The following is a 22931-nucleotide window of genomic DNA, read 5'->3' on the forward strand; positions in this document are numbered from 1 at the left end:
CATGCCTGCCGATGACCGCCTCCCTGCCGAAGCGCGGGCGAGGAAGCTCATCGACTCTCAACTCGAAGCTGCGGGTTGGATTGTGCAGGATCGCAAGGCGATCAACCTCTTCGCCGGGCAGGGCATCGCCGTTCGCGAATTCGTTATGGCGCCGGGCCACGGTCGTGCCGACTACCTCCTGTACGTCGACAAGAAGGTCGTCGGCGTCATCGAAGCGAAGCCCGTCGGTACGCCGCTGTCGGGCGTCGAGTGGCAATCAGCGATGTACGCGACAGGTCTGCCTGATGCGCACGCCAAGCGCGCCGTGGTCGTCGACGGGCGTCTGCCGTTCGTGTTCGAGGCATCCGGAGTCGAGACGCACTTCACGAACGGCTACGACCCGCATCCGCGCGCCCGACGGCTCTTCGCGTTTCCCCAACCCGGGACTCTCGCGCGACACGTTCGGGAGGCTGTCGAAAGACCGAATGCCCCTACCTGGCGCGCGCGTGTTCGCTCCTTGCCCGCGCTCGACACGTCTAGTCTGCGACCGGCGCAGATCGACGCGATCGAAGGGGTCGAGCGCTCGCTGCGCGAGCAGCGGTTCTCGCGATCACTCATCCAGATGGCGACCGGCGCCGGCAAGACCTTCACGGCGGTCACGCAGGCGTATCGCCTGCTCGCCTTCGGCGGGTTCACCCGCATCCTGTTCCTCGTCGATCGCAACAACCTCGCAGATCAGACACTCGCCGAGTTCCAGAACTATCGCACGCCCGGGGACGGGCGGCGATTCACCGAACTTTACCCGGTGGCGAAGCTCACGAGCGCCGGGATGCTGCAGTCCTCGAGCGTCATTATCTCGACGATCCAGCGCGTGTATCGGGCGCTTCAAGGCAAGGAAGTGGACGACCGCGACGATCAGGGCATCGACGACTTCGTGCCGGACGCGCCGGTGTCGGTGGCCTACAGCGCAACGCTGCCGCCCGAAGCCTTCGACCTCGTGATCGTGGATGAGGCCCACCGCTCGATCTACGGGGTGTGGCGCGGCGTGCTCGAGTACTTCGATGCACACATCGTCGGGCTCACGGCGACGCCGGGCAAGCAGACGTTCGGCTTCTTTCAGCAGAACCTCGTGTCGGAGTACACCTACCCCGAGTCGGTCGCTGATGGCGTCAACGTCGACTTCGACATCTACCGCATCAAGACGCGAGTCAGCGAAGAAGGCGGCCTGATCGAGGCGGGAACCGTCGTGCCGAAGGTCGACAGGCGCACGCGTCAGCAGCGGCTCGAAGCACTCGACGAGGACCTCGACTACACGCCATCCCAACTCGACCGCGCCGTGACGAACCTGTCACAGCTGCGAACGATCCTCGAGACGTACCGCGATCGCATGCCCGAGATCTTCCCGGGGCGTCACGTCGTGCCCAAGACACTGATCTTCTGCAAAGACGACAACCACGCCGAGACCGTCGTTACCCTCGTCCGCGAGGTGTTCGGAGAGGGCAACGATTTCGCCGCGAAGATCACCTACAACGCCAAGGATCCCAAGGGCCACCTGCAGGCGTTCCGCACATCGCCGACACTGCGCGTGGCAGTCACTGTCGACATGATCGCGACAGGCACCGATGTGAAGCCGCTCGAGTGCGTCTTCTTCTTGCGCGACGTGCGCAGCGCGCAGTACTTCGAGCAGATGAAGGGTCGCGGCGCGCGCACGATCGCATCGGCGGACTTCCGGGTGGTGACTCCTGATGCCACGGAGAAGACGCGCTTCGTCATTGTCGACGCCGTCGGTGTGACCGAGCACGCCTTCGTCGAACCGCCGCTCAACCGCGACCGCGGTATCTCGCTGCAGAAGCTGCTCGCGAAGGTCGCCGACCTGTCGATCACCGAGGATGAGACGGCGACACTCGCCTCACGCCTCGCCGCCCTGGAGCTGCAGCTGACGCCTGCCGAGCGCACCGAACTCGACGAGGTCGCCGGCGGATCGTTGCGCGACATCGTCCGCGGCATCGTGGATGCCGTCGATACTGACAAGCAGGCCGCCGCGGTGGCGTCGGCCATCGACCAAGACCAGGCCGTCGCCGCGCTCATCGAGCACGCCATCGAGCCACTCGCCGCGAACCCCGAGCTGCGAGCGCGCATCCTCGAGCTGCGCCGCGCGCACGACCAGGTGATTGACGAGGTCACCGTCGACGAGCTCGTGGACGCGTTCGGCGTCGTCGACACAAGCCGCGCCCGGTCGATCGTCGAGTCGTGGCGCGCCTACCTCGACGAGCATCGCAGCGAGATCAGCGCGATCCAGCTGCTCACCGAGGCGAAGACCCGACGCGTGCCGTTCACTGCGATCTCGGAGCTCGCCGACCGCATCGCACGGCCACCGCACAACTGGACCGTCGACCTCATCTGGCACGCTTACGACGCCCTGCAGATCGAGCGGGTCAGGCCCAACGACCACGCGCGACTGACTGACCTCGTCTCGCTCCTCCGTTACGAACTAGGGGAAGACGCCGAGCTCGTCCCCTACGCAGACATCGTGCGCTCGCGCTACAACGAGTGGTTAGGTCGCCAGCAGTTCGCCGGCGTGATATTCACCGACTCCCAGCGCTGGTGGCTCGACCGAATGGCGGATGTCATCGCGAATTCGGCAGGATTGACGGATGCCGATCTCGATGCCGCTCCCTTCACAGAGCGCGGCGGGGTCGATGGTGCAGTGCGTGATTTGGGAGCTGGTGCGGGAATGCTGATCGAGGAACTGAACGCGGAGCTTACCGCGTGACCTGGGAGCGCCTACCGCTGCGTGAACTCGCTCGTGAAATTCGTGGTTCGGTTCTGCCGCTGCCAGGACGCACATACGAGCTCTGGAGCGTGCCGTCCTTTCGGAGGGGGATGCCAGAAACTGCCCTTGGTGAGTCCGTCCGGAGCGCCAAGCGCCCCGTCGACCCAGGGGACGTCCTCCTCTCCAAGATCAACCCACGGATCAATCGCGTCTGGATCGTGGCAGAGCGACGCGGGTATGAGCAGGTTGCGTCCCCGGAGTGGATTGTCATTCGTACCGATCGTCGGCGACTCGACTCGAGATTCCTAATGTATTACCTCCGATCTCCGCGCTTTCGGCATTGGATTGAGGGGGCTGTTTCGGGCGTGACGGGTAGCCACACGAGGGCGAAGCCGGCGGAGGTCATGCAGCAGTTGGTTCCTCTTCCCGCTCTTGCTGAACAGAGGCGGATCGTCGACATTCTGGAGGACCACCTTTCCCGCCTCGATGCCGCTGTCGCAACGCTTGAGATCTCCGAGCGGCGACTATCAGTGCTCGACGAGCGAGCGGTGTTGGCCACTCTCCTTGGAGAGAACGAGCGGGTGACGTCGGTGCTAGGCGAGATCAGTCAGGGCAGCCTCCCCTCCCTGCCCACGGGATGGAAGTGGTCCACACTCGGTGAACTTGCCGAGGTTGTGGGCGGAGTGACAAAAGACGCCAAGAAGCAGTCCGACCCTTCACTGGCCGAGGTGCCGTATCTTCGCGTCGCCAATGTCCAACGCGCCCGACTCGATCTCTCAGACGTCGCGACGATCCGAGTGCCGGCGGGCGCAGTTCAGCGACTCCGCCTGCAGACGGGGGATGTTCTACTAAACGAAGGGGGCGATCGCGACAAACTTGCGCGCGGGTGGGTGTGGAACGACGAGGTTCCGGTCTGCATTCATCAGAATCACGTTTTCCGTGCACGACCCGATCGGGCGTTGGTGGACTCGTATTGGCTCTCTTGGTGCACGAATAGTTATGGCTCCCTGTGGGCACAGCGCCACGGAAAGCAGAGCGTGAACCTCGCATCCATTAGCCTCTCGACGGTGCGCACGATGCCGATCGCGGTTCCCCCGCGCGACGAACAGACCTCCTTGCTCGCAGCGCTTGCTGAGACGCAGGAGGCGAACGCGCGTCTGAGAGTTGCGATCGAAAGAGCTCGAGCGCGGTCAGTTGCCCTTCGGCGCGCATTGCTCACCGCAGCGTTCTCCGGCCAGCTCACTGGTGGGGCGTCCGATTCAGACCGCATCGAGGAAGTCGCGGCGGCGCTGTGACAGGCACGTGGCGAACCGATTCGCTCGGGGCGAGAACCCTGAAAGAAACGACGTGACCATTGAGCGTCGCCGGAAAGTAACCTCAGTTCCTCCGTCTTCGATCCGAACCGAACATCTGGAGCTCTGCCCATGACCGATCCGCGTCGGCTCGTCAACAAACTTTGGGCGTACGCGAACGTGCTGCGCGATGATGGCGTCGGGACGATCGACTACACCGAGCAACTCACCTACCTGCTGTTCTTGAAGATGGCCCACGAGCGGGCAACTCGACCACTGAGGCCAGAGCGAATCGTGCCTGACGAGTACTCGTGGCAGCGACTGCTCGACGCCGACGGGACGGGGCTCGAGACGGAGTACTCCCGCATCCTGCAAGGGCTCGGCCGCGAGCCGGGCACCCTCGGCGTGATCTTTCGCAAGGCGCAGAATCGCGTGCAGGATCCGGCCAAGCTTAAGCGGCTCATACACGACCTAGTCGACGCAGAGCAGTGGTCGCAGACGGGCGTCGACATCAAGGGCGACGCCTACGAGTCGCTCCTCGCCAAGGGTGCCGAAGACGTCAAGTCTGGCGCGGGCCAGTACTTCACGCCTCGGGCGATCATCGACGCGATCGTCGACTGCATCCGCCCCACGGTTGCCGACACGGTGACAGACCCGGCCTGCGGCACGGGCGGTTTCCTCCTTCAGGCCTTCGAGTACGCGTCGAGGGATGCGGCATCATTCACACCTCCACAGCGCGAGCATCTGCAGAAGAAGCTTGTACACGGCGTCGAGCTCGTCGACGGCACGGCGCGCCTGGCCGCGATGAACCTGCTGCTGCACGGCGCCGGCGAGGCCAACGGCCCGTCGCTCATCGAAGTGAAGGACTCGCTCATCGCCGATCCGGGTCGGCGCTGGAGCGTCGTGCTGTCGAACCCGCCGTTCGGGCGCAAGTCGTCGCTCACGATGGTGGGCGCCGACGGACGGGAAGCTCGCGAAGACCTCGAGATCGAGCGCCAGGACTTCGTTGTGACGACTTCCAACAAGCAGCTCAACTTCCTTCAGCACATTGCGACGATCCTCGACATCAATGGCCGCGCCGCCGTCGTGCTGCCCGACAACGTCCTGTTCGAAGGCGGTGCCGGGGAGACCCTGCGGCGACGTCTGCTGAAGGACTTCGATCTGCACACGATGCTGCGGCTGCCGACCGGCATCTTCTACGCAGGCGGTGTCAAGGCCAACGTGCTGTTCTTCGACAAGAAGCCGGCGGGCGAGCGCCCCTGGACGACGAAGCTCTGGATCTACGACCTCCGCACCAATCAGCACTTCACGCTCAAGCAGAACCCGCTGACCCGCGCCCATCTCGATGAGTTCGTCGAGTCGTTCGGGAGCGACAACGACGCGCGCGTCGAGACCGAGCGGTTCAAGGCCTTTGGCTACGACGAGCTGATCGCTCGCGACAAGGTCAACCTCGACATCACCTGGCTGCGCGATGAGTCCCTGGAAGATCTGGACAACCTGCCGGCACCTGAGGTCATCGCGCGCGAAATCGTTGATGATCTTGCTGCCGCGCTCGCTGAGTTCGACGCAGTGGCGACGGCCCTCGAAGAAGGCGGGCCGAGGCGGCCCTAGCTCCACTTCAGTTGAGGTTCGCTTCCGTCTTGCCGCGGCGTCTGGCTCGATTCCGCTTATTAGCCGGCTCCGTTCGGGTCGGAAATCGTTAATATCCGGAAAAGACCATATTCCGTCGAGAGCGGAGGCGTATGATTCCCGGAAGTGCAACTGAGTCGCGCGAGGAGAGTTGATGGCAAGGCCCGACACGCCCCTGCTGAGTGAGGCAGACATCCTCAGCGCCGCCCTCGCCGCGCTGACCGAGCGTCTACCGAGCGACTGGAGGGCAGACATCCAACGAGAGCCAGCGATCGGCCGCTATCGCGCAGATGCTGTCGTCATGATCATCGCACCAGGTGGCGCCAGCGCGGCTCTATACGCCGAAGTGAAGCGAAGCCTTGTTACGAAAGACCTCCCCGGGATGGTGGAGCAGACACAGGCGTACATCGAGGCCGACACGGCGCCCAGACGAGACGCCGCCAAACCGCTGATTATTGCCAGATATCTTGCTCCGCCCCTTCAGCATTGGCTTACTGAGCGCGAGATCCCATATGCGGACGCTACGGGGAACATCCGAATCTCGCTGAGGGAGCCCGCGCTGTTCGTCCGCGATGTGGGTGCGCAGCGGGATCCGTGGCGTGGGCCAGGTCGCCCGAAAGGCAACTTGACCGGGCCGTCGGCAGCGCGGATCGTGCGAGCCCTGGTCGACTTTCGTCCTCCATACACGGTACCGGCTCTCATGAAGCTGGCGGGTACGCCGAGCGGAAACACCTACCGCGCTGTTGATTTCATCGAGCAGCAGGATCTCTTAAGCCGAGCTGACAACGGCACGATCGTTGATGTGCGTTGGCGCGCTCTGTTGGAACGGTGGTCCAAGGACTACAGCTTCGCAACGCTCGCGGTTGGGAACACTTACCTCGCTCCGCGTGGATTGCCCGACCTCATGAACCGGCTCGCCGGCCTGCATGATGATGACGTGGCTGGACGATACGCGGTGACTGGTTCGATGGCCACGCCTAGGTGGGAGGCGTATGCGCCAGCAAGAAACGCGATGATCTATGCAGAAAAGCCCAACGAGCTCGCTGCTCGCGCCGACCTCCGACCGGTCGAAGCGGGCGCGAACGTGCTCATTGCAAATGCTGACGCAACCGCCGCTTTCGACCGCACAGAGCAACTAGGGGGAGCTGTCGTCGTTGGTCCCAGTCAAGCAGCGATCGATCTCCTCACCGCGCCGGGGCGGGGTCCGGAGGAAGGACACGCTCTTCTGAACTGGATGGAGAAGCATGAACTCGACTGGCGCCAGTGAACACGACCTCGTTGTTCGTGCGCGGTCTGTGCTCATCGACGCTCTGGTTGCCCTCGAAGCTCACCGAGACGCGGTGATCGTTATTGGCGCGCAAGCCGTCTACCTGCACACCGGCAGTGCGCCCGTGGCGGTCGCAGAAGCGACGAAGGACAGCGATCTCGGCATTGATTTGCGCACCCTGGGTGACGATCCCCTGATCGAAGAGGCGATGACTCACGCCGGCTTCTACCACGACCCTGTGGCAGGCCAACCAGGATCCTGGCTAAGCCCGGACGGTATTCCGGTCGACCTCATGGTTCCCGAAGCAATGGCTGGAAAGGGCAGCCGAAGTGTAGAAGCGCCGCCCCATGACAAGCGAGCACTACGCCGAGCGGTAGGGCTCGAAGCCGCGGTAATCGACAACGCCCCGATGCTCATTCATGCGATTACGGTCGACGATCCTCGTTCCGTTGAAGCACGAGTTGCCGGTCCCGCGGCGCTGGTCGTTGCCAAGCTGCACAAGCTTGGCGAACGCCTGGAGACACCGCACCGTCTCCTCGATAAAGACGCCTATGACGTGTATCGGCTCCTAGTAACCGTGCCTACGGGAGAACTCGCCGAATCACTCGAGCGCCTACTCGCCGACGACCTAGCCGGCGAAGTCACACGCGTCGCACTGGAGTTTCTGGGGAAGATGTTTGCTCAGCCCGACAGCGTCGGGTCCGTGATGGCCGGCCGTGCGGAGGAGCTTGTGGGTGACCCCGCTGTTGTGGCGGCGGCGTGCGCTGCACTCACTGATGACTTGTTGGTCGCGCTGGGCTGCACCGGCTAACCCGGACCCACCCCGGACCCACCCCGGACCGGTCGACGCTGGGGGCCTTCGAAAGGTGAAGAGGTTGGCACCCCCGTGTCGATTTTGAGGGCGACTGACCCAACAGGCTGGTTCGTCCGAGGACGCAAAGCCGACCCAACGCGTTGCCGCGTGCGCCATCGCCGGCTCGGACGGGCTCGTGACGGTGACCGGCCCCGCCGGCGCGGGCAAGACGACGATGCTGCGCGCGGCGTTCACGGCGCTCACGTCCCAACGGCGGCGGATGCTCGTCGTTGCTCCTACGCGAAAGGCGGCATCGGTGGCGTCTCGCGAGGTCGGGGCCGCGGCATCCAGTATTCATGCCTTGCTTTCGGACCATGGCTACCGATGGGGCACCGACAAGGCCGGCGCGAAGGTGTGGAGCAGGCTTCGAGTGGGAGAGGTCGATCCGCGCACGGGCGCCGTGTACGACGGACCAACCCAGTACCTGTTGCGTTCTCGCGATCGTATCGTCGTCGACGAAGCCGGCATGGTCGACCTGCAGACCGCGAACGTCCTCGTGGAGCTCGCGATCGAGCAGGGTGTCGGGTTGGCGTTCGTGGGTGACACGCATCAGGCATTGCCGGTCGGGCATGCGGGTGCGATGGGTTCTGCGATCCGGCACGCGAACGCTGCGGTCGAGCTCGACACGGTGCACCGGTTCCGTGATCCCGGTTACGCGGAGCTCACACTGCGGCTCCGGGATGCGGGTGATCGCGAGCGTGCGCTGGTGGTTGCGGGCGAGCTTGCCGAACGCGGTCACGTCGCTCGGGTCGATCATCACGAAGCGGCGCGTGGGCGGATGATCGACGCGTACTTCGAGTGGCACGCGCGCGGCAAGCGGGTGACGTTGGTTTCCGGTACCAACGCTGAGGCGGATGCGATCAACGACGCGATCCAGCAGCGGCGAATCGATCGGGGCGAGCTCGACGTCCGCGTCGCTGCGTGGGGGATCGGGCAGCAGCGAATCCTCGTCGGCGACACCGTCCAGACCCGTCGCAACGACCGGCTCACGGGAGTTGAAAATCGCGCGCAGTGGATCGTGCGCGGCATCCGCGACGACTTTCGCGGCATCCGCGACGACTACCTGTCCCTAGTCTCCGTGAGCGACGGCGGCGAGGTGGCGCTTGTGTCCACCGAGTACGCGCGCGAGCACCTGCAGCTCGCCTACGCGTCCACCGTCCGCGGGGTGCAGGGCGACACCGCCGAGGCGTCCGTGGTCGGGCCTGACGTGGATGCCGCGGGACTCTACGTGGGCCTCACACGCGGTCGGTTGAGCAACGTCGCGATCGTTGTGGCACGGACGGATGCCGCGGCCCGCGAGTGCCTCGCCGAGTCGATGCAGCGCGGCACTCCGGAGCTGACGTGCGGGATGCTGTGCGTGCAGCAGAGGCCGAGATGCGGCTGGCGGCGAGGACCCGGGAGGCGGCGATGGCGACGGCGCCGTTGAGCAGTGCGCCAAGTTCGGGGCGCGGGATAGGGATGTAGAGGCGCCCGATGGTCGGGCGCTCAACGAGGACAGCTCGGGCCGACTATTCGGGCGCGACCTGCGAGGGCCCGGCCTCGACAGTCTTGTTCGAGTCCCTCCAGGGGACCACAGACCTCTGAGGGGTCACGCCTGGGGGTGCGCCGTGTCACCTATAGGCGGAGCGGCCGACGTGCTCTGCGTCGTGTTCGCCAGCACGCTCTGGGCCCGCAGCAACTCGTCGGGCCTCACGGTAACGTCCCACCGCTCCGCGAGGAACTGCTTGATGGAGCTGAAGTCGCGGCGGCCTCGGGTGGCCGCATGTCCGACGAAGCCGAACACCGCTCCCCAGAGCGCGCCGAGTCCGAGGCCGAGGAGCAGCAGCAAGATCCACGCCGCGATGTTGTCGGACAGCAGCCCGAAGAGCAGCCCGATGAGGAGGCCGAACCAGGCGCCGGAGGCGGCGCCGTAGCCGGCGGCCGTCCAGTTCGTCATCCGCCCGGTCACCTGCTCTTCGATCCGGACGTTGTAGCCGATGATCGCGACGTGCTCGACGGGGAACTGCTGGTCGGACAGTCTGTCGACCATCGCTTGCGCGTCGGCGTACTCGGTGAAGCTGGCCAGCACGGAGCGTGCCTGGCTGGAAGCTGATGCGTCGGTCACGGTCATCCCCCCGATTCCTGCGGTATCGCGCCCCTCGCCGGATCCCCGGCTGGGTCTTGAGCCCATGGTGCGACACCACGTCGATCGCGTCAACAGCCCGGGAGAACGCCGCTTCGACCGTGGTCCCCCGCCGTCACGCGCCGGCGATCAGATGACGTCGCTGGTCCACGAGTGGGCAGGTGAAGACATCGCGTTCGCCCAATCCGACGCGGTTGATGTACCGCAAGACGATGGCGTAGGAGGCGAACAGCCCGGTCTGGGTGTACGGCACCCCGCGATCGCGGCAGTAAGCGGCGATGATCGGCGCCGATCTGCGAAGGTGCGGGCGCGGCATCGACGGGAAGAGGTGATGCTCGATCTGGTAGTTCAGGCCGCCCATCAGGAAGTCGACGATCCGGTTGCCGCGGATGTTCCGGCTCATCCTCACCTGACGCTCGAGGAAGTCCAGCGACATCCCCTTCGGCACGATCGGCATGCCCTTGTGGTTGGGTGCGAACGACATCCCCATGTAGAAGCCGAACAGCGCCAGCTGCACCCCGAGAAAAGCGAAGGCGATTCCGGGCGAGAGGACGAGGAAGACCAGGGTGGTGAACCCGATGAGGCGAACGCTCAAAAACGCGATCTCGACCCACCGGCGTTTCAGCGCACCCCCGGCGAACACCCGGCGCACGCCGGAGGCGTGGAGCGAGATGCCCTCGAGGAAGAGGATGGGGAAGAAGAACAGGCCCTGATGCGCACGGAGCCACGACACAACGCGCCCCCTCGGCCGCGGCGCCGACCCGGGTGCGACCGTGATGACGGGCAGGTCGATGTCGGGGTCGGCACCCACCTTGTTCGGGTTCGCGTGGTGGCGGGTGTGCTTGTGCTGCCACCACCCGTAGCTCATCCCCACGAGGAGGTCGCCGAGGACGAGGCTGGTCCAGTCGTTCCATCGGCCCGACGCGAACATCTGCCGGTGGGCGGCGTCGTGCCCGAGGAAGGCGATGTGGGTGAAGACGACGGCGAGCGCGGCGGCGGTAAAGAGCTGCCACCAGGTGTCGCCGGCCCAGACGAAGAGCACGAGGGTCGCAGCGAGAACGAGCGGGAGCACGATCAGCTTGGCCCAGTAGTAGCCGTACCGGCGGCGCAGCAACCCGCTCTCGCGGATGTGCTCGGCCAGATCGGTGAAGGCGCTCGCCGCACGCGCGGCGCCGCCCTTCGGGCGTGGAGTGGTGGAACGGATGGCGGACATCGGGGGGATCGTCGCCGCGTCGGTGGCCGCGTCAGCGGCCGAGGTGCGCCTGTAGGGGGGTATTCATGTCTGGACAGTACGCCTGCATTCTGTGCGGCTCTCAGGTAAGGGGTCTCCCCCGACATCCCTCTGTTCTGTGACGCCCGATGACGGCCGGTTCGGTCACCGCAGGCTCGGTCCCGATGCTGGAGGCATGAGCAAGCAGATCCGGTTCAACGCCTTCGATATGAACTGCGTCGCGCACCAGTCATCCGGCATGTGGCGGCATCCCGATGACCAGTCCGCCCGATACAAGGACCTCTCCTACTGGACCGACCTCGCTCGCCTCCTCGAACAGGGCACCTTCGACGGCATCTTCATCGCCGACGTGCTCGGCACGTACGACGTGTATGGCAACTCCAACGAGGCCGCGATCCGCCACGGCGCGCAGGTGCCGGTGAACGACCCGATCCTGCTCGTGTCGGCCATGGCCGCCGTCACAGAGAACCTCGGGTTCGGGGTGACCGCGGGCACCGCGTACGAGCACCCCTACCCGTTCGCCCGGCGCATGTCGACGCTCGACCACCTCACCAAGGGCCGGGTCGGCTGGAACGTCGTCACCGGATACCTGCCGAGCGCCGCGCGGAACATCGGGCACGACGACCAGCTCGAGCACGACCAGCGCTACGACGTCGCCGACGAATACCTCGAGGTGCTCTACAAGCTCTGGGAAGGCTCCTGGGAGGATGACGCGGTCATCCGCGATCGCGAGAGCGGCGTCTTCACCGACCCCAGCAAGGTGCACGAGATAGGCCACTACGGCACTCACTACACCGTCCCGGGCATCCACCTGTGCGAACCGTCGCCGCAGCGGACGCCCGTGATCTACCAGGCGGGGGCCTCACCGCGCGGGATCGCGTTCGCCGCCGGCAACGCCGAGGCGATCTTCGTCGCTGCGCCCACAAAGCACGTCTTGAAGGCGACGGTCGCGCGCATCCGCGACGCCCTCGAAGCGGCGGGGCGCCCGCGCGACGCGGCGAAGATCTACACCCTGCTGACGATCATCACCGACGAGACCCCGGAGAAGGCGCGGGCCAAGCACGCCGACTTCCTCCAGTACGCCAGCCCCGAGGGCGCGCTGGTGTTCATGTCGGGGTGGATGGGCGTAGACCTGTCGGAGTACGACCTCGACGACCCGATCGGAAACGTGAAGAGCAACGCGATCCAGTCGACGGTGTCGAACTTCCAGGCTGCGAACGATGACGGCGAGGAATGGGTCGTCCGCGACATCGGCCGTCACAGCGCGATCGGGGGCCTCGGCCCGCTGATCGTCGGAGGGCCCGAGGAGATCGCCGACGAGCTGCAGGCGTGGGTCGACCAGACCGACGTCGACGGCTTCAACCTCGCCTACGCGATCACCCCCGGCACGTTCGAAGACATCGTGAAGTGGGTCATTCCCGAGCTGCGGCGCCGGGGCGTCTATCCCGAGGCGTACGCGCCCGGCACCCTGCGGCAGAAGCTGCACGGGCGCGGGGACCGCCTCCCGACCGACCACCACGGATCGCGCTACACCGTCGGGCAGGCCCTCCCCGTCGGGTAGCGTCGCGGTATCGGACAGGATGCCACGGCTGCCGCGCCGCACCCGCAGAATCGTCACCTCGGTGGCGGGCTTGAGGTTGCGCCGCGGCCCCCGGCGAGCGGGCGGGCGTCGATCGTCACGGCTCTCGCCTGGGTGACGGTCATCGGCGCACCGCTCCTCGCGGGGGCGCTCGACCCTGGCACGGGCCTGGCGCTGCGGGTGCCGGTGGAGACGATCCTCGTCCTGCTGATCGCCGTCGCCGTTCCCGAGGGCGTGATCCGGCGGGTCGTCGCTTACGCGTTCGGGGCCGTCACGATCGCCGCGGCCCTCGTCGCGCTGCTCGACCTGTCGTTCCGGGGAACGATCGACCGCGGATTCGCCGCCACCGAAGACTGGCGCGCCGTCATCAACGCCTACAAGGTCGTCCAAGACGTGGTGGGGCCGATCACCGCCGCTCTCCTGGCCGCCGTGGTCATCGCGCTCGCGGTCGCCGCGGTGGCCGTCGTCGGCCGGTGCGTGCTGCGGTGCGCGCGGACGGTGTCGCACCTGGGCGCGCGGGGGCGGATGGCGGTCGCCGCCGCGGCGACCGCATGGGTGATCTTGTCGGTCGTCGGGGCGCAGCATCCCACCGGAGCCGCTGTCGCCGCGGCGGATGTCACGACCACCCTTGTCGGCGAAGCCGTGCAGGCGGCGAAGAGCATTCCCGAGCAGGAGGCCTTCGAGCGGGCGGTCCAGGACGACACTCTCGCGGGGGCAGCCTCGGACGAGCTGCTCGCAGGGCTGCGTGGCAAGGACGTCGTCATCGCGTTCGTCGAGAGCTACGGCGAGGTCGCGATGGCCGGCTCCGAGCCGATGGCGGGCATCACCCGGGTGATCGACGACAGCGCCGCGCGGCTGGAGCAGAACGGGTACCGCGCCCAGAGCGCGTTCCTCACCTCCCCCACCTTCGGCGGTGTCAGCTGGCTCGCCCACGGCACGCTGCAGAGCGGGGCGTGGGTCGACACGCAGCAGAAGTACGATGCGCTGCTCTCGAGCGACCGGATGACGCTGAGCCGCCTCTTCGGCGAGACCGGCTGGCGCACGGTCACGGTCAACCCCGCCCACACCGAGCCCTGGCCGGAGGGTGAGGCGTTCTACGGATTCGACCGGATGCTCGACGAACAGGAACTGGCCTACGACGGCCCCGCCTTCGGCTTCGGGCGCGTACCCGATCAGTTCACCTGGCAGCGCTTCGTCGACGAGGAGCTGGGCCGTGACGACGCACCGATCATGGCCGAGGTCTCGCTCGTCTCATCCCACACGCCCTGGACGCCGACGCCCCGGCTCGTGCCGTGGTCGGACCTCGGCGACGGCAGCATCTTCGCCGGTCAGCTGGACGACGCGGCCGCGGCGAGCCTCTGGCCCGACGAGCGACGCATCCGCGCCGACTACGCCGAGGCCATGCAGTACTCCCTCGGCGCGACCCTGTCGTTCGTCGAGACCTACGACCCCGACGACCTCGTGCTCGTGCTGGTCGGCGATCACCAGCCCTCCCGCGTCGTCAGCGGGCCGGACGCCGACAGCGACGTGCCCATCACGATCGTTTCGAAGGATCCCACGGTGTTCGAGCGGATCGAGGCCTGGGGGTGGGATGCCGGGTTCCGGCCGTCGGCGGACGCGCCGGCGTGGCGCATGGACGCCTTCCGCGACCGGTTCGTCGACGCGTTCAGCGACGGACCCTGAGCCCACCGGCCGTCGGGCCGCCTCGGTCGGGTAGCGTCGCGGGTATGACCTCCGGTACCACCATCCAGGACAAGGCCCGCACGCTGGAGGCGCTTCACCAGGCGCCCGAGATCCTCCAGGTGGTGAACGTCTGGGACGTCATCAGCGCCAAGACGATCGCCGACCTGCCGGGCACCCGCGCCCTCGCCACCGCCGGGCACTCGATCGCCGCGAGCCTGGGGTACCCCGACGGCGGGATGCCGCTCGACACCGCCCTGGAGGCCGCGGGACGGATCGCGCAGTCGGTCGACCTGCCGGTCAGCGCCGACCTCGACGACGGCTACGACGAGCCGGGCGAGACCGTGCGCCGGGCGATCGGGCTCGGCATCGTGGGCGCCAACGTCGAAGACCGGATGCGGCCCTTCGACGAGGCCGTCGCGCGGGTCCGGGCGATCATGCAGGCGGCGGAGGCCGAGGGCATCGCCTTCCAGCTGAACGCCCGCACCGACGCCCTCATCCGCGGCGGCGACGCGCCCATCGATGAGCGCATCGACGAGGCCATCCGACGCGGCCAGGCGTTCCTCGACGAGGGCGCCGCGGTGGTGTTCGTCCCCGGCGCGATCCAGCGCCCACACGTGGAGCGCATCGTCGAGGGGCTCGGTCGCGGCAAGCTCTCGGTCATCGGCTTCCCCGGCGCGCTTCCGGCGAAGGAGTACGAAGAGCTGGGCGTCGCCCGCATCTCGTACGGCCCGCTCACCCAGCGCGTCGCGCTCCGCGCGCTTCGTGACCTCGGTGAGTCGCTCTACGCCGGCGGGGTCATCCCGGCCGACACCCCCGAGCTGAACTGACGCCGCTTCGCTCATGTTCACCGTCACCGAGGTCGTCGTGATCGCGCGTTCACGCTCCGACGTGTTCGCCTACCTCACCGACGCCGGCCGGCGCCCGGACTGGGATGACACCGTCATCTCCGAGTCGCTGACATCCTCGCCCCCGGTCGGGGTGGGGAGCACCATCCACAGCGTGATGCGCGTCATGGGCCGCGAAGTGGAGTTCGACTGGCAGGTCACCGAGTACGTCCCGCCGGGACGGATGGCCATCAACAGCACGAGGGGGACGTTCCCGACATCCCTGCTGTTCGATCTGGCCGACCACGGCGACGGAACCCGCGTGAGCGCCACGATCGACGGCGAGCCATCGGGCATGCTGCGGCTGGTGGAACCGATGATCGAGGACACCATCCGCTCGACCCTGGCGACCGGGCTCGGTCGCGTCGTCCGCATCCTGGAGGCGTGACCCGGTCTATCGGGATCTCGGGTGCTGTCGAGACATCCTCGGTCACCGGATGACGCGGATGCGCCATCATGGAGGGGTGACCTCCCGCCTCCCGCTCCTGCTGTCCCTGGCCTCGCTCGGCATCCTGTTCCTGTCGATCATCTTCGTCTTCCTGCTCGTGACCGGCAGCTACTTCGGCATCGTGCCGTTCACCGAGAACCACGAGTCCACCGAGGCGCTCGCGCACGCGCTCGCTCTCGTCGCCTGACCGCCGCCCGGGGCCAACGACCCTGGTCGCGGCTCCGCCGCCCTGGTAGCGTCGGCACATGACCGAGGAACCCGCGACGACAGGGCATCCCGACGAGCCGCACCGGCCCGGGCTCGCCCAGCGCCTGAACGGACTGCGCGCCGGCGTTCTCGGTGCCAACGACGGCATCGTCTCTACCGCCGCGGTGGTCGTGGGTGTGGCGGGTGCGACGGCGGAGGTCGGTCCGGTTCTGCTCGCGGGCGCCGCGGCCCTCGTCGGCGGCGCGGTCTCGATGGCCCTCGGCGAGTACGTGTCGGTGTCGAGCCAGCGCGACAGCGAGCACGCGCTGATCGAGAAAGAACGTCGAGAACTCGCCACCGACCCCGAGGGCGAGTTCGCCGAACTCGTCGGGCTCTACCGCGCCCAGGGGCTTAGCGAGCAGACCGCGACCGCGGTTGCGAGGGAGCTGACCGACAGCGACGCCCTCGCCGCGCACCTCTCGATCGAGCTGAACATCGATCAGAGCGACGTCGTCAGCCCCTGGTCGGCCGCCATCGCCTCGGCGATCGCGTTCACGATCGGCGCGCTCCTCCCCCTCGCCACGATCCTCCTCGTCCCCCACCCGGCCCGAATCTGGTTGACCTTCGCGAGCGTGCTCGTCGCGCTGGCCGTCACCGGGTACGTCGCGGCGTGGATCGGTGGCGCTCGTCGAGGGCGCGCCGTCATCCGCACGGTGATCGGCGGAGCCTTGGCGCTCGGCGCCACCTTCCTCATCGGCTCGCTGCTCGGAACCGGGGTGGCTTGACCGCGCGGGCGGATTTTGCCACACACTGACTCGAAGCGAAAGGGAGCAGTCAGCACGCCGGAAGTGGAGTTCACTGGTGTTCCAGGCAGAAGGACGAGGACGCCATGCTGACCGAGTCACCGCGCACATCGCCGGAGCCGTTCGACAGAGAGCCCTTCGGTAGAGAGCCGCTTGGAACGGACCAGCTCGAACTGGTGCGGCTTGCGGCCGGAGGATGGGTCATCACCGATCTCGCACTGCCGCACGACGACCCGGCGTGCCTCCTCGCCTACGTGCAGGAAGACGGGGCGCGTTTCGAGGTCGTCTGGGTCCAGTCACCGGTGCGGACGGCATGGTTCGACTCGCTCGACGCGATCCTCGACGAGGCCCGCGCCCGCCGGCACCGTCGCGTCGCCTGAGCGTCGCGTCACCGTCGGCCCGAGGCATCCACCGCCATCAGCGGAAGTCCCGCGAGCGGTGACCTACCCCTACCCGCAGGTCTTCGAACCGGTCGGCGACGAGGTTCGTCACCCCCTCCTCCGACCTCTCGAGCATTCCCCGCACGATGAGCGCCGGCGCATCCCGGGCCACCCGTCGGTAGCGGTTCCACACCCCGACCGAGCAGATGACATTGACCACCCCGTGCTCGTCCTCGAGGTTGAGGAAGGTGATGCCCGACGCCGTGGCGGGGCGCTGACGGTGAGTGACGAGCCCCGCCACCTCTACGCGCCGCCCCGGGTCGTGCGTCCGCAGCTCGCGTGAGGTGAGCACTCCGCGGGCATCCAGCCCTGAGCGGAAGTGCGTGAGGGGATGATCGTCGGTGGAGATCCCGGTCGCCCAGAGATCCGCGGCGAGGATGTCGTAACTGGACTGGTCGGGGAAGAGCGGCGGCTGGACGGCGACCATCGAGTCGGGGAGGAACTCTGCACGATCCTGCGCGGCGGAGCCGGCGATCCACAGCGCCTCGCGCCGGGTGATGCCGAAGCACTCGAACGCCCCCGCCGTCGAGAGCGCCTCCAGCTGCGCAACGGTCGCTCCGGTGCGACGGACGAGATCCCGCATGTCGCGGAAATCACCGCGCTGCCGTCGCTCCGTGACGATCTTCGTCGCGAGCGTCTCACCGATCCCCTTGATCGCCGCGAGCCCGAGACGCACGGTGTGATTCCCGTCGCGCCGATGCGCGGCGGACTCGTCGGGCGCGGCCGGATCGAAGGCCGGCACCGGAGGCTGGGTGCGGTGCGCGCACTCGGGGCGGCCGGTGACCCCGCTTTCGTCGCCGAGGGCTTCGAGGGTCGCGTGCACATCGGAGCGGAGCAGATCGGGGCGCTGCACCTCGACCCCGTGCCGCCGCGCGTCGGCGACGAGGGTGGCGGGCGAGTAGAACCCCATCGGCTGCGCCCGCAGGAGCCCCGCGAGGAAGGCGGCCGGATAGTGCAGCTTGATCCAGGAGCTTGCGTAGACGAGGAGCCCGAACGACAGCGAGTGCGACTCGGCGAAGCCAAAGTTGGCGAAGGCCTGGATCTGACGGTAGATCGCGTCGGCGTCCTCTCCGACGAGGCCGTTGCGCGCCATCCCCTCATAGAGCCGCTCGCGCAGCGACTCGATCCGCTCGACACCGCGCTTGGATCCCATCGCGCGACGCAGCAGGTCGGCATCCTCCCCCGAGCAGTCTCCGATGGCCATCGCCATCTGCATGAGCTGCTCCTGGAACACCGGCACGCCCAGCGTGCGCTGCAGCACGGGCGCGAGCTTGGGGTGGGCGTAGGTGACCGGCTCCTGCCCGAGTTTCCTCCGGACGAACGGGTGCACCGCCCCACCCTGGATGGGCCCCGGACGGATGAGGGCGATCTCCACCACGAGGTCGTAGAACCGCCGCGGCTGCAGCCGCGGGAGCAGGCCCATCTGGGCGCGAGACTCGACCTGGAACACCCCGATCGAATCGGCGCGGCAGAGCATGTCGTACACCGCCTGCTCCTCTTTCGGCAGGGTGGCCAGCTCCCACCGCTCCCCCGTGGCGGTGTGGATCATGTCGAAGCAGTACTGCAGGGCCGCGAGCATCCCGAGGCCCAGCAGGTCGAACTTGACCAGCCCCATCCAGGCCGCGTCATCCTTGTCCCACTGGATGACGGTGCGATCCTCCATGCGAGCGTGCTCGATCGGGACGACCTCGCCGACGGGGCGGTCGGTGAGCACCATCCCCCCGGAGTGGATGCCGAGGTGGCGGGGGGCCTTCAGCAGCTCGGAGGCGTACTCGATCACCTGGTCGGGGATGTCGTTGTCGGGACCCGACTCCAGCGACGCCCCCCAGCGCTCGACCTGCTTCGACCACGCGTCCTGCTGGCCGGTGGAGTAGCCGAGGGCCTTGGCGACGTCGCGGACGGCGTTCTTCGGCCGGTACTGGATGACGTTGGCGACCTGGGCGGCGCGGTCGCGACCGTAGGTGGCGTAGACCCACTGGATGATCTCTTCGCGCCGGTCGGAGTCGAAGTCGACGTCGATGTCGGGCTCTTCGTCGCGGAGGCTGGAGAGGAACCGCTCGAAGGGCAGCTCGTAGGCGATGGCGTCGACCGCGGTGATGTCGAGCAGGTAGCAGACCGCGCTGTTGGCGGCCGACCCGCGCCCCTGACAGAGGATGCCGCGGCGCCGCGCCTCTTGCACGATGCCGTGCACGATGAGGAAGTAGCCGGGGAAGTCCTTGGTCTCGATGACCTGCAGCTCGCGTTCGATGCGGGCGCGGTTGTCGGCGGACAGGTCGGGGTACTTGCGGGGAACGGCCTCCCAGACCAGGTGCCGCAGCCACGACATCGGCGTGTGCCCCTCGGGGACCTTCTGGCGCGGCAGCGCCGGGCGCGCGCGCCGGAGCGGGAAGGCCAGCTCGTCGGCGAGCTGCACCGTGCGTGCCACCGCTCCGGGGTAGCGGGCGAAGCGCTCGGCCATCTCGGCCCCGGAACGCAGGTGCGCGGCGGCGTGGGCGGGCAGCCACCCGTCGAGTTCATCCAGGCCCCGGCGCGCACGGATCGCGGCGACGGCGGCGGCGAGCCGCGCCCGTTCGGGGGCGGCGTAGTGGACGTTGTTGGAGGCCAGCAGCGGCAGCCCGCGCTCCCGGGCGAGGGCGGTGAGGAGGTCGTTGTCGCGGGTGTCGGTCGGGTTGCCGTGGTCCACGAGCTCGACGTTCACCGCCTCCGGACCGAACAGTGCCACGAGGCGGTCGAGCGCCGCGGCGGCCCCGGTCGGTCCGTCGTCGGCGAGCGCCCGGCGGACGGCTCCCTTGCGGCATCCGGTGAGGATCGCCCAGTGCCCGTCCGCCCGCTCGGCCAGCTCATCGAGGTCGTAGACGGGACGCCCCTTCTCCGACCCCGCGAGCTGGGCACGGGTGAGGGCGGCGGCGAGGCGGTGGTAGCCCTCCTCCCCCCGGGCGAGGACCAGCAGGTGCGACCCCACCGGGTCGGGATCGCCCGCCCGCGACGGGGTGGGAGCGCGATCGTCGTGCCCGAGCGACAACTCCGCTCCGAACACCGTCTTCACCTGCAGGTTCTCGGCGGCCTCGGCGAACCGCACGATGCCGTAGAACCCGTCGTGGTCGGTGACGGCGAGGGCATGGAGGCCGAGACGCTCGGCCTCCTCCGCCAGCTCCTCCGGCGAGGACGCCCCGTCGAGGAACGAGAACGACGAGTGCGCGTGCAGCTCGGCATAGGGCACCGTCTCGGCGGGCCGCTCGATGGCGGGCGGGACGTAGGGGCCCCGCTTGTGCGACCAGGCGGGACTGTCACCCCCGTCGGCACCCGCGGGGATGTTGCGTGGTCGACGCCGGTCGCTGAGGACGCGCTCGAGCTCCGACCAGGGGACGCCGGGATTGTTGAAGCCCATCAGCGGACCCGACCGCATCGATCAGTCATAGCGGCCCTCGGCGATCCACGAACCTCCGGCGCACACCAGCAGCCAGGCGGTGCGGTCGGCGTCGACCACCTGGAACCGGTGCGCCCGGCGGCTGCGGGCGGCATCCCAGCTGCGCTCCACGATCGGCCACGGGCCCGCCCACTCCCGGATCGCCCGGGGGCGCCCGGACTCCACCAGCACCGACGGCGTCGCCGTCATCCGGTCGCGGTCGTCGACGGCGACCGGCCCGCCCTCGCCGGTGACGACCTGCACCGGCACCGGCTCGGGGAAGACCGTGCCCGGGAGGGGATCGGGAAGGCTCCCCGGCCAGGGCCGGGTGCGCTCGGCGGTCACGACGGTGCGGTCTCCCCACGGCACGAGCACCTGGCGCTCGGCGAGCCACCGGCCCCCTCCCACCTCGGCGGTCAGCACGCCGCGATGACCGAGCATCGCCTGCACCCGGGAGAGGACGTGATGGACCCGCTCATCGGTGCCGGCGCCGAACATCGCCGGAGCGTGGTGCGAGGCGGCGTCGACGGCCTCGGGTGAGACGCGCACCAGTGCCACGCCGCTGGCGAGCACTCCCCCGTCCTCTCCCGCCGCCTCCTCGGCCAGCTGCCACCGGACCCGGTCGACGACGGCCGCCGCGTCGAAGGAGTGGGGGTGGAGCCAGACCCGTTCGCTCCGCTCCCCCCGGTCACCGGTGAGCTCGACCCGCAGCTCGGTGCAGACGAGGTCGATCGCACCGAGGCGCGCGATGAACTCGTCGGCGGCGATGCGCAGGGCGAACGCCACCTGCTCGGCGATCTCGAGGGGCGGTTCGAAGGCGACCTCGCGATGCAGCTCCGGTGGCGGCACACGCGGTTCGACGGGACGCGAATCCAGACCCGAGGCCAGCCGATGCAGCCGCATCCCGGCCTCTCCCAGCCGTTCCCGCACCCGGTCGGCGTCGAGGCGGCTGAAGTCGCCGAGCGTCTGCACGCCCAGACGCGCCAGGAGCGCCACGACGTCGGGATCGGCGAGCGCGGTGATCGGAAGCGGCGCGAGGAAACCCGCCGCTCCCCCGGTGGGAACGATCGACACCGGGTCGGAGGGGCGGGTGATGCGGGCGGCCTGTTCGGCGGTGAAGGGTCCGTCGGCGACGCCGGCACGCACGTCGGCGACACCGAGTGCGCGGACCGTACCGAGGAGCACGCGGGCGGCCTCGAGCTCACCCCCGTAGTACCGGGCGGGTCCGCGGGCACGCAGCGCGCACAGCCCCGGACGGATGATCTGCACTCCGGGTGCCCGCTCCTCCAGCGCTGCGACCAGCGGCGCGAACGCGCGGTGGTCGCGGGCGTCGTCAGCGTCGACGACGCGCAGGCCCGGGCATCGCGACTGCGCGTCGCGGCGACGCTGTCCGCGGCGGACGCCGTCCGCGCGGGCCGTCGCCGAGCAGGCGGTCACCATCCCCCCGCCGATAATGGCCACCGGGGCGTCGTCGGTCGCCGAACCCGCACCCGCAGCATCCCGCGACAGCGCCGCCACGGGCCAATCCGGAAACCACAGCACGAGGCTTCGCACCGGCGCGTCGGGGCGCATCAGCCGACCGCCTCGAGGCGGGGAAGAGCCGGAACCGAGGCCCCCGACGATCCGACGGCACCGACGCCGCCGTCAGCCGCGGGCAGGGTCATCCGCACCCGCCGGGGCATCGGCCACCGTCTGCTGCGCACATCGATCGTGACCTCGCGCGCCGCGAGGTATCCGTGGCCGCGCCCGACCCCCGACCACTCCGGCTCGGCGAGGTCGAGCGAAGCCTCGGCCTGGGGCCAGGGCCCCTGCACCAGCAACACCGCACCGCGATCGCGCAGGCGTGCCCCCAGCCGCGACACCTCGGCGTCGGCCGTGCGGGACGCCGGGCGCACCGCCACCACGGGGATGACCTCGGCGAGGGTGGCGGCCACCGCCAGCCAGCGGGGACCGGGGTCGGGGACGAGCACGAGGTGGGAGAGGTCGACACCGGCGCTCTCGGCCGCTTCGACACCGAAGTCGGGCATGCCCACCACCGCGCACCACGTGCCGTTCTGCGAGGGACCGGCCAGCAGCCCCGACACCAGCGACGAGGAGCGGGCGAGGGAGTACGCCGACCCGGCGCGGAGGCCGCCACCGGGCAGGACCTCGGCGAACGGTTCGAGAACCGGCAGCACCGGAGCATCCATCCGACGCCCCTGCACACGCTCGAGTTGCGCGCGGAGGCGATGCACTTCGCCGCGAACGTCGTCGCGGGTCGTCGTCTCGGTCTGCACGATCGCCCTCACCTCCACAGGCTAGAACATGCGTTCTATGATCTCAACGCCTGTGATGAGCGTAGGAGGGGCCTCCGACA

18 protein-coding genes are annotated in these 22931 nt (G+C 68.4%); 13 read left to right on the top strand and 5 right to left on the bottom strand.

The genetic code is table 11. The features are described from left to right. Position 1 precedes the first annotated feature (1 nt). The 6 genes from MA875_RS08530 (at position 2) to MA875_RS08555 (ending at position 9219) form a co-directional block, all read left to right on the top strand. A complete protein-coding gene (locus tag MA875_RS08530) occupies positions 2 to 2752 on the top strand; it encodes a type I restriction endonuclease subunit R (protein ID WP_248241712.1) in 2751 nt (916 codons plus the stop codon). Beyond that, positions 2749 to 4047, top strand: coding sequence for a restriction endonuclease subunit S (locus MA875_RS08535; protein WP_248241713.1), 1299 nt, complete (start codon positions 2749 to 2751; stop codon positions 4045 to 4047). Before MA875_RS08530 ends, MA875_RS08535 begins: the two co-directional genes overlap by 4 nt. Positions 4048 to 4176: 129 nt before the next feature. After that, a complete protein-coding gene (locus MA875_RS08540) occupies positions 4177 to 5655 on the top strand; it encodes a class I SAM-dependent DNA methyltransferase (protein WP_248241714.1) in 1479 nt (492 codons plus the stop codon). A gap of 172 nt (positions 5656 to 5827) precedes the next feature. Beyond that, the gene (locus MA875_RS08545) at positions 5828 to 6940 is read left to right on the top strand and encodes a hypothetical protein (RefSeq protein ID WP_248241715.1); all 1113 of its coding nucleotides are present in this window, start codon (positions 5828 to 5830) and stop codon (positions 6938 to 6940) included. After that, positions 6918 to 7751, top strand: coding sequence for a hypothetical protein (locus MA875_RS08550; protein WP_248241716.1), 834 nt, complete (start codon positions 6918 to 6920; stop codon positions 7749 to 7751). The genes MA875_RS08545 and MA875_RS08550 overlap by 23 nt, the downstream gene beginning before the upstream one ends. 178 nt (positions 7752 to 7929) lie before the next feature. After that, positions 7930 to 9219, top strand: a complete 1290-nt coding sequence (locus MA875_RS08555) for an ATP-dependent DNA helicase (protein WP_248241717.1) — start codon at positions 7930 to 7932, stop codon at positions 9217 to 9219. Positions 9220 to 9381: 162 nt separating this feature from the next. Here the strand turns inward: MA875_RS08555 and MA875_RS08560 are convergent, their stop codons facing one another. Continuing rightward, positions 9382 to 9903 (bottom strand): general stress protein, encoded by a 522-nt coding sequence (locus MA875_RS08560; protein WP_248241718.1) that lies wholly within the window; start codon positions 9901 to 9903, stop codon positions 9382 to 9384. Positions 9904 to 10030: 127 nt separating this feature from the next. Beyond that, positions 10031 to 11128, bottom strand: a complete 1098-nt coding sequence (locus tag MA875_RS08565; RefSeq protein WP_248241719.1) for a fatty acid desaturase family protein — start codon at positions 11126 to 11128, stop codon at positions 10031 to 10033. Positions 11129 to 11321: 193 nt separating this feature from the next. On the opposite strand from MA875_RS08565, the gene MA875_RS08570 reads away from it, so the two are divergent. The 7 genes from MA875_RS08570 (at position 11322) to MA875_RS08600 (ending at position 17109) form a co-directional block, all read left to right on the top strand. Continuing rightward, a complete protein-coding gene (locus MA875_RS08570) occupies positions 11322 to 12707 on the top strand; it encodes an LLM class flavin-dependent oxidoreductase (RefSeq protein WP_248241720.1) in 1386 nt (461 codons plus the stop codon). Positions 12708 to 12839: 132 nt separating this feature from the next. Further along, positions 12840 to 14408 carry a sulfatase-like hydrolase/transferase gene (locus MA875_RS08575; protein ID WP_248241721.1) on the top strand — a complete coding sequence of 523 codons (1569 nt, stop codon included), beginning with the start codon at positions 12840 to 12842 and terminating at the stop codon, positions 14406 to 14408. A 44-nt stretch (positions 14409 to 14452) separates the two neighbouring features. Beyond that, positions 14453 to 15235 (top strand): isocitrate lyase/PEP mutase family protein, encoded by a 783-nt coding sequence (locus tag MA875_RS08580; protein ID WP_248241722.1) that lies wholly within the window; start codon positions 14453 to 14455, stop codon positions 15233 to 15235. 13 nt (positions 15236 to 15248) lie between these two features. Beyond that, positions 15249 to 15680, top strand: coding sequence for an SRPBCC family protein (locus tag MA875_RS08585; RefSeq protein WP_248241723.1), 432 nt, complete (start codon positions 15249 to 15251; stop codon positions 15678 to 15680). A gap of 76 nt (positions 15681 to 15756) precedes the next feature. Further along, positions 15757 to 15927, top strand: coding sequence for a hypothetical protein (locus MA875_RS08590; protein ID WP_248241724.1), 171 nt, complete (start codon positions 15757 to 15759; stop codon positions 15925 to 15927). 58 nt (positions 15928 to 15985) lie between these two features. Next, on the top strand, positions 15986 to 16711 hold the full coding sequence (locus MA875_RS08595; protein WP_248241725.1) for a VIT1/CCC1 transporter family protein: 726 nt from the start codon (positions 15986 to 15988) through the stop codon (positions 16709 to 16711). 104 nt (positions 16712 to 16815) lie between these two features. Further along, complete coding sequence (locus MA875_RS08600) at positions 16816 to 17109, top strand: hypothetical protein (protein ID WP_248241726.1); 294 nt, start codon at positions 16816 to 16818, stop codon at positions 17107 to 17109. Positions 17110 to 17146: 37 nt separating this feature from the next. Here the strand turns inward: MA875_RS08600 and MA875_RS08605 are convergent, their stop codons facing one another. Genes MA875_RS08605 through imuA' form a run of 3 tightly spaced genes read right to left on the bottom strand, consistent with a single transcriptional unit; the run spans position 17147 to position 22863 of the window. After that, positions 17147 to 20557 (bottom strand): error-prone DNA polymerase, encoded by a 3411-nt coding sequence (locus tag MA875_RS08605; RefSeq protein ID WP_248242115.1) that lies wholly within the window; start codon positions 20555 to 20557, stop codon positions 17147 to 17149. Between the two features lie 21 nt (positions 20558 to 20578). Then, entirely contained in the window at positions 20579 to 22147 is a 1569-nt protein-coding gene (locus MA875_RS08610; RefSeq protein ID WP_248241727.1) for a DNA polymerase Y family protein, read from the bottom strand. Continuing rightward, entirely contained in the window at positions 22147 to 22863 is a 717-nt protein-coding gene (imuA', locus tag MA875_RS08615) for a DnaE2-dependent mutagenesis accessory factor ImuA' (protein ID WP_248241728.1), read from the bottom strand. Before imuA' ends, MA875_RS08610 begins: the two co-directional genes overlap by 1 nt. Positions 22864 to 22931: the final 68 nt, after the last annotated feature.

Source organism: Microbacterium kunmingense, from assembly GCF_023155745.1.
Classification (GTDB): Bacteria; Actinomycetota; Actinomycetes; order Actinomycetales; family Microbacteriaceae; genus Microbacterium; species Microbacterium kunmingense.

Bases quoted from the DNA above. Each gene is read 5' to 3' on its own strand.
- MA875_RS08570 (WP_248241720.1), top strand. From the start codon at position 11,322: ATGAGCAAGCAGATCCGGTTCAACGCCTTCGATATGAACTGCGTCGCG.
- MA875_RS08545 (WP_248241715.1), top strand. From the start codon at position 5,828: ATGGCAAGGCCCGACACGCCCCTGCTGAGTGAGGCAGACATCCTCAGC.
- MA875_RS08550 (WP_248241716.1), top strand. From the start codon at position 6,918: ATGAACTCGACTGGCGCCAGTGAACACGACCTCGTTGTTCGTGCGCGG.
- MA875_RS08540 (WP_248241714.1), top strand. From the start codon at position 4,177: ATGACCGATCCGCGTCGGCTCGTCAACAAACTTTGGGCGTACGCGAAC.
- MA875_RS08585 (WP_248241723.1), top strand. From the start codon at position 15,249: ATGTTCACCGTCACCGAGGTCGTCGTGATCGCGCGTTCACGCTCCGAC.
- MA875_RS08565 (WP_248241719.1), bottom strand. From the start codon at position 11,128: ATGTCCGCCATCCGTTCCACCACTCCACGCCCGAAGGGCGGCGCCGCG.
- MA875_RS08595 (WP_248241725.1), top strand. From the start codon at position 15,986: ATGACCGAGGAACCCGCGACGACAGGGCATCCCGACGAGCCGCACCGG.
- MA875_RS08580 (WP_248241722.1), top strand. From the start codon at position 14,453: ATGACCTCCGGTACCACCATCCAGGACAAGGCCCGCACGCTGGAGGCG.
- MA875_RS08530 (WP_248241712.1), top strand. From the start codon at position 2: ATGCCTGCCGATGACCGCCTCCCTGCCGAAGCGCGGGCGAGGAAGCTC.
- MA875_RS08600 (WP_248241726.1), top strand. From the start codon at position 16,816: ATGCTGACCGAGTCACCGCGCACATCGCCGGAGCCGTTCGACAGAGAG.
- MA875_RS08605 (WP_248242115.1), bottom strand. From the start codon at position 20,557: ATGGGCTTCAACAATCCCGGCGTCCCCTGGTCGGAGCTCGAGCGCGTC.
- MA875_RS08560 (WP_248241718.1), bottom strand. From the start codon at position 9,903: ATGACCGTGACCGACGCATCAGCTTCCAGCCAGGCACGCTCCGTGCTG.
- MA875_RS08610 (WP_248241727.1), bottom strand. From the start codon at position 22,147: ATGCGCCCCGACGCGCCGGTGCGAAGCCTCGTGCTGTGGTTTCCGGAT.